Annotated in this window: 16 protein-coding genes; all 16 read right to left on the bottom strand. The window is 47.8% G+C overall.

Annotated elements, in window-relative coordinates; all coding sequences use genetic code 11:
• Positions 1-174: 174 nt before the first annotated feature.
• The gene (locus ACI3UA_RS02360; protein WP_439723230.1) at positions 175-1,035 is read right to left on the bottom strand and encodes a hypothetical protein; all 861 of its coding nucleotides are present in this window, start codon (positions 1,033-1,035) and stop codon (positions 175-177) included.
• Positions 989-1,306, bottom strand: a complete 318-nt coding sequence (locus ACI3UA_RS02355) for a DUF5026 domain-containing protein (protein ID WP_439723229.1) — start codon at positions 1,304-1,306, stop codon at positions 989-991. Before ACI3UA_RS02355 ends, ACI3UA_RS02360 begins: the two co-directional genes overlap by 47 nt.
• Positions 1,307-1,313: 7 nt before the next feature.
• Positions 1,314-1,730: a hypothetical protein gene (locus tag ACI3UA_RS02350; protein WP_439723228.1), complete on the bottom strand. Its 417-nt coding sequence runs from the start codon at positions 1,728-1,730 to the stop codon at positions 1,314-1,316.
• Complete coding sequence (locus tag ACI3UA_RS02345) at positions 1,723-2,064, bottom strand: phage head completion protein (protein WP_439723227.1); 342 nt, start codon at positions 2,062-2,064, stop codon at positions 1,723-1,725. The genes ACI3UA_RS02350 and ACI3UA_RS02345 overlap by 8 nt, the downstream gene beginning before the upstream one ends.
• Positions 2,045-2,473, bottom strand: a complete 429-nt coding sequence (locus ACI3UA_RS02340; RefSeq protein ID WP_439723226.1) for a hypothetical protein — start codon at positions 2,471-2,473, stop codon at positions 2,045-2,047. Before ACI3UA_RS02340 ends, ACI3UA_RS02345 begins: the two co-directional genes overlap by 20 nt.
• 13 nt (positions 2,474-2,486) lie before the next feature.
• Complete coding sequence (locus tag ACI3UA_RS02335) at positions 2,487-2,747, bottom strand: hypothetical protein (protein ID WP_439723225.1); 261 nt, start codon at positions 2,745-2,747, stop codon at positions 2,487-2,489.
• 15 nt (positions 2,748-2,762) lie between these two features.
• Positions 2,763-3,788: a hypothetical protein gene (locus tag ACI3UA_RS02330; RefSeq protein ID WP_439723224.1), complete on the bottom strand. Its 1,026-nt coding sequence runs from the start codon at positions 3,786-3,788 to the stop codon at positions 2,763-2,765.
• 18 nt (positions 3,789-3,806) lie between these two features.
• Positions 3,807-4,196 carry a capsid cement protein gene (locus ACI3UA_RS02325; protein WP_439723223.1) on the bottom strand — a complete coding sequence of 130 codons (390 nt, stop codon included), beginning with the start codon at positions 4,194-4,196 and terminating at the stop codon, positions 3,807-3,809.
• 15 nt (positions 4,197-4,211) lie between these two features.
• A complete protein-coding gene (locus ACI3UA_RS02320; protein WP_439723222.1) occupies positions 4,212-5,222 on the bottom strand; it encodes a hypothetical protein in 1,011 nt (336 codons plus the stop codon).
• A 132-nt stretch (positions 5,223-5,354) separates the two neighbouring features.
• Entirely contained in the window at positions 5,355-5,792 is a 438-nt protein-coding gene (locus ACI3UA_RS02315; protein ID WP_439723221.1) for an XkdF-like putative serine protease domain-containing protein, read from the bottom strand.
• A gap of 65 nt (positions 5,793-5,857) precedes the next feature.
• Positions 5,858-6,148, bottom strand: coding sequence for a hypothetical protein (locus ACI3UA_RS02310; RefSeq protein ID WP_439723220.1), 291 nt, complete (start codon positions 6,146-6,148; stop codon positions 5,858-5,860).
• On the bottom strand, positions 6,149-7,615 hold the full coding sequence (locus ACI3UA_RS02305) for an ADP-ribosyltransferase (RefSeq protein ID WP_439723219.1): 1,467 nt from the start codon (positions 7,613-7,615) through the stop codon (positions 6,149-6,151).
• A gap of 7 nt (positions 7,616-7,622) precedes the next feature.
• Positions 7,623-8,999 carry a phage portal protein family protein gene (locus ACI3UA_RS02300; RefSeq protein ID WP_439723218.1) on the bottom strand — a complete coding sequence of 459 codons (1,377 nt, stop codon included), beginning with the start codon at positions 8,997-8,999 and terminating at the stop codon, positions 7,623-7,625.
• Between the two features lie 12 nt (positions 9,000-9,011).
• Positions 9,012-10,451, bottom strand: a complete 1,440-nt coding sequence (gene terL / locus ACI3UA_RS02295) for a phage terminase large subunit (RefSeq protein ID WP_439723217.1) — start codon at positions 10,449-10,451, stop codon at positions 9,012-9,014.
• Positions 10,432-10,866 (bottom strand): hypothetical protein, encoded by a 435-nt coding sequence (locus ACI3UA_RS02290; protein WP_439723216.1) that lies wholly within the window; start codon positions 10,864-10,866, stop codon positions 10,432-10,434. The genes terL and ACI3UA_RS02290 overlap by 20 nt, the downstream gene beginning before the upstream one ends.
• On the bottom strand, positions 10,859-11,568 hold a 710-nt coding region (locus ACI3UA_RS02285; RefSeq protein ID WP_439723215.1), incomplete at its 5' end, for a hypothetical protein. The genes ACI3UA_RS02290 and ACI3UA_RS02285, both read right to left, overlap by 8 nt.

Here is an 11,568-nt window from a genome sequence, read left to right as displayed (position 1 = left end):
ACGCTGACATCAGATACCTTCGCATCCGACAATGCCGCTAAAACGATAGCTTTCTTGTACTTGCCGTTGAAAATTTTCTCCGATGCCGCAACTATCTCCGACACCGGATACAGGGTCACTGGCGTAGATACGGTATTGGCAGTCTTAGTTGAAGCAGCCATTTTAATTACCTCCTCATTTAATTTTGGTGGAAATCATAGTGTGCGCATACGCAGGCCTCCTGAGCAATCCGTATTGCACGCTAATCGTTATCTGACCTGAAATTTCGTCCCCGTCGGTATTTCCCTTTATCTGCTTAATAAACATAGGCGATTTATCAGGCATTATCAGCTCTCCTGCAAGAGCAATGCACTGACTGAATTGTTCCAGCCACTCCATTCTGTCCTGCAATTTTGGTGCAAAAAAATGAACGATTATTTCATCGTCCATCCATACGACAGTATTTGTCTGCCTTGATATTGATTTATTGCCACGGCTGAACCACACCGCAGGCTTATTTCGCTCTGGAACAAATATGCCCGGAAGCTCAGTCATGCCTATGACAGTCAGCTGGTTATCCCAGCTTTCAGCATAATTGCAGATGCTGATTATCGGGTCAGGATTGCTGGTTTCCTGCAAAGGGTATTCGTAAATATCAAAAGATACTGTCATGCCCAACACAAGGACGTCATTGACAGTATCCCGGAATATCTGCGAACTTTTCCATTTTGCTGAAAATGTTTCGCCATCTTCAGGCGTGAAGAATACGCCGGACAGGGCATTCTTAATATGAGGCTCAAGTTCTTCCGGCATAACATTTACAGCAGAACACATAATGTCAACTGACAGTGATTTTTTATAATCTCTTTTGGAATCATCAGCAGAGTCCGTTACAAATACCAGCCTTGGGTACTGCATATCATCCCAGCCTGATGATTTATCGTCAGGAGCATTCTGAAAAAAGATGGCGGGCAATCCTATGAAACGCGCCAGCTTCTGCGTAAGAAATTCATTCTGAAACAGCTTCTTGCGTATCAGCTTCTCCGTCGTTGACATTTAAATTACCCACCTTTCCTATCGTTTCAAGGTCAGGAGAATACTGCAATTCCCACTTTCCGTCCATAACTTCTACGGCTTTGATTGAGTAAAATCTCACAGCGGTATGAACAAGCGGAATGAAAATTGCACTAATCCTGTCCTTTGACACATCTACAACCAGCCCGTTTCTAGCTTCAGGCCATGTGCGATAGCGCGCCCTGATGAAACAGCGTGGGTATATCTCATTCTTATCGAAGACAGGAGTGTCCTCAGTATTTATCAAGGGCATAAGATAATCACCTCAATCCATCGTATATGGTGTTAATTTCCGGCATTGACTTATCTATAATCCTTTCCCTGAAAGGTCTTGGTTTTATACGGCTTGTGCCTTTTTCCAGCAGAGGCGCATACGGTACGTCGCTTTTAAGTCGGCAGGTTATGTTCGCGCCTTTGGAATGAGTTTGCGCAAGCACATACTGCCTCCAATTCCTGCGCAGATTACCAGTGTCAGGAGCTGGCGGCTCTCCCGGAGTGGAAGCAGTGTGCCGCCCATATCTCCTGCCATGCCCGTCTTGCCCCAGCACATCAAGCGCGGAATTGCGCATGACGTTCACAGCCCTACGAGCTTTTGACTGCGCTTCCAGTGTGAGCATTCTCACCTCATTATCCATATCAATTTCAAGAGCATCAGCTACTTCTTTTGCACTAGCCAATAAAATCGCTCCTTTCCTCGACGTAGTAGATGATAAATATACCCAAATTGGATGCGTTATCTACTCCCTGCACATAAAAATACCTGCCATTGTACACCAGCCTGTCCCCCGGCTTTGCCATAGCCTCGCCATAATGCTGGACAATGGTGTGCGTGATAGGGTGCGACATAGCTTTCCAATGAACCAGCTCGGACGTTTTTGCGTTTGATAAAACGCCTTGTATGACAGCCCATGTAGGCTGGAATACTATTTTAGTCCGACCGTTGTCGTCCATCTTCATGCACTTGCGCTCAACAATAAATTGTGAAAAAAGGCTACCGGGGCGTAAATACATAGCGGCCTCCTATCATGCTTCTATTGTCGTGCATACCTTCTCTGAAATAAGGCGGCCTGAATCTGCCGCCTGGCCCCACGGGAGCCATTTCCGAGGCTTCCGCAGAACCTTTTAAGTCCTCATATAATGCTTTCCACTGCGAATATCGCTGACTGAGCGACCAGCTGACGGGGCCTGATTGCGTATCTACCTCCGGCGCAAATCGGTATAGCAGACTTTTAACCAGTTCCAGCTTTGCGCGTTTCCATTTTTCAGGATATGCGTTAATCATAGCTGTTATTTCCTCGTCCGTGAGGTACGCAGTTTTGCCTGCTTCCTCCACCAGCACATCCCCAAGTTCAAACCTCATCTGATTGAGGCCCATATCAGCAATCATGGAGCCGTCGTAGGTGTAGGATTTTTCAGACATAGAAATCACCCGCTCACTCTGACTTAGCCTTTTGGGTCCTGCTTTTCTTTACCGGAGCTATAGGCTCAGGCTCGGCAGATTCTGCTTCAGGTTCCGCAGTTTCAGGCTTGGCGGAAACAGGCACGGACACATCCCCGATAGCCGGAGCTATAAGCCCCATTTTACACAGGGCTTCAGCTTTTCCGGCCAGCACTTTGCCGTCAGGAATAATATCTCCGCGCAGGTAATTATCACAGCCAAATTTACACGGCTTCAGTGCCATATATACAGACATGTCAGCTACCTCCTATCAGCCTACGCAATCTTTCAGGAATACGGCGAGGTCATCACTCGTCTTCTTCATATCGGTGGCAATCAGCCCCTCGATAAATTCGGTATGCTCAGCAGGAGGGCCGTCAAACTGACTGGTGGCGATATACTGGCCGTTGCCCAGCATATCCCACGCAAAGATATAACCAGCAGAAGGCTCGTCAATCTGAGGGCTGGAAGTGGTATAGCACAGCAATGCGCTCTTGCCATCGCAGATATACTGCATATTTTCGTCCTGCCCTGCTCCTGCGGCATTGTAAGTGGAATCAAGCACGACTACCTGCTCGACGCCGAATAACTGCGCCAGCACCTGCTCGGTGACGATAGCAGGGTTTGCGGTGGTGCCGGTGTACTTAACACGCTCCATAATGAATGGATTCAGCTTCAGCTTGGCGAATACCTCCACACCGAGAGCCAACTTATTAGGCTTGCGGCGGCCTACACGGCGAATATCATTGATAAGACCATCAAACAGCTCTACCGGGTCGCAGTTCGCATCGTCAAAACGAAGGAACTTTTTCTGAGCAGCATCGGCTACAGCCGCGCCGGTCCACTCATTCTTCCATACGCCAGCCTTGAAGAAATTCTTGGCAAATATAATATCCTGATGGATATTCATCTGCTCTGCGAGGAAGCGGACCTTTACGCGCCGAGGGTCAATTGAACCCGGAGCGGAGGAACGCTGATAATCAAGTGTCATGATCTTGTCAATGCCGACAAGAATCTGGTCTACGCTACAAGAATAAGTGTTATCAGTCATGCCCATAGTAGCAGGAGTAACACTGCCGTATGCAGGCTTACGCTGAACGTTATCGCGCGCCAAATCTCCTTTGCTAAAAGTGTAGTAATAGCTGGAAGAAAGGCCTACCGGACACACAGGGAACAGATTCCTTGCCGCGTATTCGCCCTGTGCAAAATATGCAAGGCTCATGTTGGACAGATACATATTCGGCTTCCATGTGCCAAGAGCTTTCTTGACCGTAATATCATTGATAGAAATGCCCATTTTTTAACCTCCTCATCATTACATCTTGCCGGACTTGGTAATCTGCACCTTGGCAAGCTGGTTTTCGCCAACGCTTTCCTCAAGCGCAAATCCCAAAATAAACTTACCTTCTGTTGCCTTTACAGCTCGGCCTGTGGCATCAGATGCGAGCGCATCGCCCATAGCAAAGGCACCGCCGGTTCTCCATACACTAATGTCCTTAATCTGAATATGCACATCATCACCAGCCTGAACCTCATCATCAGTTTCGGTGATTGTGATGCCCATAGGCAGGAGCGTATCATCACATCTGCTAAGAACGCCGCTTGAAAAAGCTACGGCTGTGTAAGGTCCCAATTCCAGCTTGGAACCGGCTTCGGCACTGATAGTCTGACTGCCATTGATAACGGAACCATTGATAACCATCATTCATTCACTCCAATCTTATTTGTCAAACTCAGAAATAAGCTCCGGGTTCTCCTGAAATACTCGGTCTATAGCCTCCGCCCTAGAAAGCCCCGGATTGCTCTTACGAATTTCACTAGCGCGCTTTGAAATCTGACTGGAAACATCATTCGCGCCAGCAGATGCGCTTGAACCTACTTCCTTGAATAAACCGGAACGCTTTGCAATATCCAAAGACTGGTCCAGCATAGCAATAACGCCATCATAGGCTTCTGTGCTGGACTTCTTCAGCCTCTTGAGAACAGGCGCAAGCTCCTCAGGCTTTTTGCCGAGAAGTTCATACTTCTTCGCAATAGCCGTCATTTCCGCGTCCTCCTGCTGCTCAAGACGCTTCTGTACATTCTCAAGCAACTCTTTCAGTTCAGGTGCGATAACAGGGACTGCCTCAGCCGCAGATTTCATGGTTGTTACCATCGGTTCAGGCTCGATTACCGGCTCTGCGCCAGCTACCACAGGCTCCTCAGTGGCAGTGCCGGAATCGTTCACGCTATATCGCTTTTCAATTTCCTCGAAAAAAGCGAGTTCGCCCGGTGTCATTTTGCTCTTGTCAATCTTCATTTCGTTTTCCTCCATTTCATTTTTTTGAACCGGCTCCTCCTGAATATCCGGCTCCTCTACAAATTGAAGCCTCTTTGAAGCTACAATTAGCTCAAGTTCACTAGGAACGCATACATTTACGCCCTTGCTGACTGCGATAGCACCATCAGACCATTTCTCTGCCGCGCTCATCGCAAAGGTATTAAACTCACTGAGGTTCTTGATAAGAGTGCCTTTGCGGTCCTCCAATGAAGAATCGTCAATAGCGGATATTAAAGAACGGCGCAAGGCATCTGTGACATCCCATATCTCTGCGGCAATCTTTTCCTTCTGAGCTTGGGACTGGATTTCGCTGAATGACTGCGCTTTACAGGTGTTTTCCTTTTCATCATCGTCCATAACTCCCAGCTTTTTGGCTATGGCGGTTATGAGATTGAAAAACTTATTTTCCATGCACTTATCATCCTCCTTCTGCGCGCGTTTGAACAGGCGGATATGCGCCCGCTGATTAGCTCCGGCATCTACGAAATCAACCTTCGTGATACGGAGATTTTTTAGCTTGTTTGCCATGATATTCTCCTCTCTTTAAACAGGTTCGCGAACAGCTTCTCCCTCGATGGAGAACATCGGATATTCACCTGATTTTACCTTGCTCCATACTTCATCATCAGTCACATGGAATCCTATCCACCACCCGGTAGGCAGTGTTCCTTCGGGAATGCCCATAGCGGACATTTTTTCAGGCGTGAACACTATGCTTTCTACAAGCGTTGCGCAGCCTCCTCGTTCGTGCATTTCCCCGCCCTCGCGGTAAAGTTTCACAAACTCATACGCTGCATTTTCCAGCGTGTCAGGCTCGATTATATCGTCGCTCAAATCAACGAGGTCATTTCCCGCCTCATCCTTGGCAATGCTTGCCCAGCCGAAAGCTATGCGCTTATCTTCAATTGATTTAGCGATTTTAAAACGTCCTTTGACAGTTGAGCTATCGCTCATTCCGACTGCATCTGCAAAAGTTTCCACTCATACCACCACCTTTCAGGCACAATAAAAGCACTCCGCATAACAGCAAAGTGCTTTTACAAGGATTATTTATTTTTCTCTGCTTCACTGATTTCCTTCTGAACCATTTTATAATAATCTGATTCAGGTTTAGGCACATACCCTTCACACAAGAAGTATCTGCCGCCTCGGACAAGTTCTTTGCCGGTAGAATACAAGTCGCATTCGAGGCTATGCCCCGTGTACACCTCATGCTTGCAAGCCCTGCATATCGGGCAAGATACAAGCTCTGCTTTAACTGGCGCCCAAAATGACGGAGAACATTCATGCTTTACGCCATTTTCGTCAATTATGTAATTAATTGATTCAGTAGTCATTTAAATAACCTCCCCGGTAAGCACATAAGAATTTCCTTCTTTTACCACTGAGGTTATTATATACCGCAATCCGCGATGAAACAATACTTCTTCCTGATGTTTGTACTTGGTACGCGCAAGCTCCTTGACGTACAATGCACCTTTATGCCCCGCTGGCACCTTGAGATACATGTACACATTTCGCAATGGATAATCAAAATTTGTAAGAGATGTTGAAGTGAAGCTCTTACATGTAAATACGATGTTAGTTATTGACATCATATCCTCATCAGTGACAACCTTTTTAGGGATTGGCCACGGCAAATCCTGCGGAATTGTTTTTCTCAGTACCGTTACCTCGCGAGGCACAACACCTTTGCTGAGCGCGGAATCAAGAAGACGTATGCTTTTTTCAAGACGTTCATTCATGCGTCCGGTCCACAGCGCGGTATTTACCTGCGTGGCTAATGCCCCCGTGTAGCTGGTGATAATTTCCTTTTCAGCATCAGTGAGGCTCTGCAACTGTCCGCTCATCGTTTCGCGCAGAACCGTACCGGCATCAGCAGGTTTGCTGATTTCCTTGTACTTTATCGCGCATCTGCAACGCGGATGTGCAGGAGGAGTTTCGTGCATACCTTCAAACAGCACACGCCCCTTTATGTCAAAGTTATCCTCGAACCCTACTGCCTGACCGTTTAGAGCCATGCAGTGAGGGCATACGCGCTCCGTACCTGCTGTTGCCCACACCTTCACGCAAGTCCCCATCAGGCCGTCCCTCATGGCTTGCCTGACGCTTTCATGCGTACCACGATTATAGGCATAGGCGAGTTCAGTGTTGGCAATCATATCCGCCCGGCGGCGATGCTGCTTACCGGCATACTTTAAAGCTGCTTCATGCGCCCTCTTTGCCGCATCTTCGGGCTTCATTCGGGGATTATTCTTCAGGAGAGTATCATAGATTTTCTTCTGATACTTGGCATTTGCCTCAGCATCCGGGCGAGTAAGTCCGACACATGGGCGAATATACCTCGCCATTTCTGCACTTGACCACCCCTCCATTTGCCCCTTGTACAGTATAGCCTTTACAGCATTTCGGGTTTCAGTACCGACATTGGTGATGAAATCCGCGCCGTGCTGATTAAGCCACTGCGTTACCATCCTATCGGAATCGTCGAAAACGAAATCTGCTATGCGCCCTTCCGTCATAGAAGCTCCGGCTTGCATGGCCTGCTTCCATGCGGGGTACATTTTCTCGTTGACGAATTTGGCATAGTCATTCTGCCACTGAAGAATTTCGTCCTCGTAGCCATTTATCGCGGCTTCACGGAGTTCCTTATAGGTCACTGCATTCTGCTGGTCTTGGAACATCCGGTAAAGAACCTCAACCAGTTCCGGGGAACTGCTGTTAAGGAATGAATTGAGCCGTCGCAGAACATCCTCGGAGGAGGCTTTGCGTATAGGCCCATGATTACGCTTGAACACAAACACAATAGGCTCATCTCCCTAATCTACGCCGCGCCTGTTCGCGCATTCCTTTGGTAAGATTATCAAAATTATCCTGAGCGGCGGTGCCGTCAGGCTCCGGCTTGACTTCCGGTTTGACAGGAGTTTTTGAATCATCAAAGTCCTTTAGCTGTTCCGGCAGTCCTGCCTGCTGACGAATAAACTTTTCCAGTGTATCGTCAGGCGTGAGCAGTCCGATGCCGGTCATTTTCTCGATGTAATCACCGAGTTTTACTAAATCCTGAGTTTCTATATCGCCATGAATGAGTTCCGGGTAATCGGATATGCTGGCGAATTTATCAGAATTCAGATTTACCAGCTGTGGAATAGCTTTTTTGTTAAAAACTTCGCATATAACATCGAGGAATGCCCCAATTGCCAATGCAAAAATCTCTGTTTTATTATCCGACAAAGCAAAACTGCCGAAACTGCCAACATTCTGATGCCCCAGCAGAACAAAATCCGCAAGGACTGTCATGGCGATGCGTGTATCATATCGCTCAATCGTAGCGTTGGTATCGAAATTTCTTTTGCCAGCGGCACTTAGCAGTTCCAGCTTCCAGCCGGAAGGAAGCACTATGCCCTCCATGCTGTCACGGCGGATATTCTTAACAAGAGTTTCTGCCATAGCACGGAGCCTTACCATTTCGGCATCGGTACTCCAAATCTCTACAGACTCAGGGGCGATAAGGACCGGCAATCCTGCTAAATCTCGCTCTATACCTATGCCCTCAATCTCCTGAAATCTCTTTTTGAAATACCATGACCGGTAAGCGTTTCTAAGAATACTGCGCCCTTCGGGATTTCCTTTCCACGTTTTTGTACGGAAAAGGAGCAGTTTATCTACCGGTATGGTTATAAATCCGTAATCAGGCGGAGGACTCTGTGTCATGCCTGTCAGATTATCACCACTATCATACTCCCACTGATACAGCGTATCCTGCGCCCTGATAGGAAGTTTGCGCCAGCCTATCAGGCCATCATCATACTTACTGTTAGTGGCAGGAGCATTACTGCGCCCCATGCGCCTTTTGTAGACTATTTCATGCGCGCTCCAACCATAGGTAAGGAAGGACAGAATTTCTGACAGCGTATCAGACCACGTTTCCTCCATGTCATAGAGGCAGGATTCAACGAAGTCTGCACACTGCTTATCTATATCCTCGGCACCGCCCGGCTGAACATTCCAGTGTACACCGCGGATAAGCATTTCTATGGCGAAAAGAATGGCTCCGACAACATCATCATTATCAGCCATTTCCCTATATACCCTCACTCCGCGCTGTCCGCGAAGCTCAGGAAGAAATTCCTCGTAAAAAACACCGCCGTAACGCTGTTGCCCTACGCGGCCAATTTCCATGCCTGCCATTTTTTCACTTCCTTATCTCCAATAACTCGATTGCATGAGCGACGGGTCTATCTGCGGCAGTTTTGAATTGAGTGCTTTTGCTACATTCGCAAAGGCATCACTGCACGCATCAACTTGGTCATCATGCAGGGCATCAGGAAATCCCTCAAGCTCATTCAGAAGTTCGTCGTTCCACGGGCCTTCCAGCAAAAGAACATTTCCAATCTGCCACTGGGCGGCAAACGGCTCCGCCCTAAGAACCTTATCCTGCGAAACAGGCACGATGTCTACCTTGAAACCTGCAAGCTCCTTCTGATAGCTTTCAGCCTGTTCCTTGCCTGCCTGACCGGGGTCCTGCGGGATTGAAATGCGCGTGCGCCCGAACATTGCTTTATCGGTAATAGCAGTATTCCGTACCAAGGCCCTGACATCAGAAGCGTTGGCCGCAATATGCTTCATATCGAGGATAATATACTGCCCATTCTGTAGCCGCGCCATCAGGCAACCAGCTGTTTTATCAGGACTTTTATTTTCCATTGTGATTTCAGTTGCCGCCAAATCCCATGCCCGGCAGATAGATTCAATTCTGTCAGGGATTTCCTTGACAATACGCGTTTGAATGCTCTTGAAATACAGCCCGGCCGCAGGCCTTATCTTCCAATTCCCCTTCAGCAATCTCTCCTTCTCCACAAGCGGCAAGCCGTGAAGGTTTGCGAGATAACCGGGGTCTATCGCAAGAAGTGCCTTGTTGTCATAAACAGATGAGCTTATGAACGTTACTGACCGGCACAGTTCAGGGGCGAACCCCTCCATGCTGTCGCACAGTTCGGTCAGCTCATCAATAGAGTCCGCCCAAATTAAATCGCCATCACTGCGGAAAAAATACCGAAGTTTGCCGATTCTTTCAGGAAGGGCGTACCCTGTGTCTTGGTCTATCCACCAAGAAATAAAGTCCGCAACCCATGAATCTGTGTCAGGATTGCAGGTAGCTCTTACATACGGCTTTACGCCGCAGGTAGAACGGTTTCTTGACAGCATATAGAAAAACTGGGTTTCAGAGAAATGCGTCAGCTCGTCAAACATGAGCAGAGGTATCTGAGAACCCTGAAAGTTGTACTTTTCTTTTTCGTAAAACATGTGCATGAAAGTAATTTTTGCACCTGTCGGAAAACGCCACTGCACATTTGGCGTAAGCACATAATATGCTCCGAGGTACGGATATAATTCAAGGCTGGTGGCGAAAAGACCACCTGCCGCCAATATCTGCGGTCGCGACTGCCTGAAAATAACGGCCTCAAAATGTCCGTTATCCACATGCCGCAGGCATTCAAGCAGGAGCGCATAGGTCTTGCCGCCCCCTGCCGCACCGCCATAAATGCAAATATCAGCGCAGGAACGAAGGAACATTTCTTGCTTGCCCTTCTGAGGGCAAATCTTAATCAGCTCTCTCGTTTCAGTTTTCTTTTTTCCCATTCAGCTCACCAGCCCCTCCGTCCGTAGATGGTAAATAAATTTGGACATTCGGCTGAACAGAGAGAGGTGTGCCGGTAACTTTAGCCTCAACAGTCTTGCGGTCATTGAAGAAATCGCCGCCATAAACCTTGAGCGCATAGATAATTGCGGTAGTATCGCCATTAGATACGCGCTCCATAAGTTTATTTTGGCACATCGCCACTACGGAAAGCCGCCCCGTTTCGATAGCTTTCTTCAGGGCGGGATGTTTATTTTGCAGATTGTGGATTGTGCGCCTCGTGGTACCGAAAGCCTCCGCAATCTGCGCCACAGAACGTCCCTGCATTGACAGCGATTGTACAATAGCCAGCTTATTTTCAACTTCACCGGCTTCAACCCATCTCTCGAATAAGTCCAATCGTCTGGCATTAGCCATATCTCTCTGCGACCTTGCTAATCAGCGCATTCATGAAGCCCTTATGCTTGTTGTGCTTGAAACCGCCCGGATACTCGATGTTGAGTTCCTTTTCAAGATACTCCTCATACACCTCGGTAGGCAGTTGCAAAGGCTCCGTACATGCGCAGTAAATATACCCAATAGTATTGGAGATTACTTCGACCTTGCCGAAATACTTTTCCAGCAAGGCTACATAGCTGTCCTTGGTATGGAATTTCTGCTTGAATACTATGCCATTGGTAACGCCCAGCGTATAGTTTTTATCGTCGAGATACCACAGGCAGTCACCGGCACCGGCTGACAGCTTTTTCTTGTCATACGCCTTTTCCACATAGGCGATATTCCGTGTGCAGGTAATCAGGCACCCATCCGCGCGCAATACTGCGTTGCAGGCGGTAAGAACTGCTTTTTCAAATTCATCATCAACAACGGAGTTGATAACAGCCTCCAATACGCACCAGTTAAACAGACCGTTCAGCTTGACCTGCTTTTCTGCGTTGAGGATATTGGCGATAATGCCTTTCATATCGAGTTTATTTGCGCCCTTGACCATAAGGGACGGCTCATAGGCGTGGATATTATAGCCCTTGGATTTCAAGAGCTTCACATACGCCATGCGCCCCGCACCAATGTCGATAATGCTATCAGACTTGGCAAGGTTAGGGATAAGAAACTTCTCAT

This window comes from Anaerovibrio sp., from assembly GCF_051866355.1.
GTDB lineage: Bacteria > Bacillota > Negativicutes > Selenomonadales > Selenomonadaceae > Anaerovibrio.
Note: the sequence above shows the minus strand (reverse complement) of the source record. Positions and strands in the feature narration are given on the sequence as shown.

What these genes read in the sequence shown, in the direction of transcription:
- ACI3UA_RS02360 (WP_439723230.1), bottom strand. Translation starts at nt 1,035, where the DNA reads ATGTCAACGACGGAGAAGCTGATACGCAAGAAGCTGTTTCAGAATGAA.
- ACI3UA_RS02355 (WP_439723229.1), bottom strand. Translation starts at nt 1,306, where the DNA reads ATGCCCTTGATAAATACTGAGGACACTCCTGTCTTCGATAAGAATGAG.
- ACI3UA_RS02345 (WP_439723227.1), bottom strand. Translation starts at nt 2,064, where the DNA reads ATGTATTTACGCCCCGGTAGCCTTTTTTCACAATTTATTGTTGAGCGC.
- ACI3UA_RS02340 (WP_439723226.1), bottom strand. Translation starts at nt 2,473, where the DNA reads ATGTCTGAAAAATCCTACACCTACGACGGCTCCATGATTGCTGATATG.
- ACI3UA_RS02335 (WP_439723225.1), bottom strand. Translation starts at nt 2,747, where the DNA reads ATGTCTGTATATATGGCACTGAAGCCGTGTAAATTTGGCTGTGATAAT.
- ACI3UA_RS02330 (WP_439723224.1), bottom strand. Translation starts at nt 3,788, where the DNA reads ATGGGCATTTCTATCAATGATATTACGGTCAAGAAAGCTCTTGGCACA.
- ACI3UA_RS02325 (WP_439723223.1), bottom strand. Translation starts at nt 4,196, where the DNA reads ATGATGGTTATCAATGGTTCCGTTATCAATGGCAGTCAGACTATCAGT.
- ACI3UA_RS02320 (WP_439723222.1), bottom strand. Translation starts at nt 5,222, where the DNA reads ATGGAAAATAAGTTTTTCAATCTCATAACCGCCATAGCCAAAAAGCTG.
- ACI3UA_RS02310 (WP_439723220.1), bottom strand. Translation starts at nt 6,148, where the DNA reads ATGACTACTGAATCAATTAATTACATAATTGACGAAAATGGCGTAAAG.
- ACI3UA_RS02300 (WP_439723218.1), bottom strand. Translation starts at nt 8,999, where the DNA reads ATGGCAGGCATGGAAATTGGCCGCGTAGGGCAACAGCGTTACGGCGGT.
- terL (WP_439723217.1), bottom strand. Translation starts at nt 10,451, where the DNA reads ATGGGAAAAAAGAAAACTGAAACGAGAGAGCTGATTAAGATTTGCCCT.
- ACI3UA_RS02290 (WP_439723216.1), bottom strand. Translation starts at nt 10,866, where the DNA reads ATGGCTAATGCCAGACGATTGGACTTATTCGAGAGATGGGTTGAAGCC.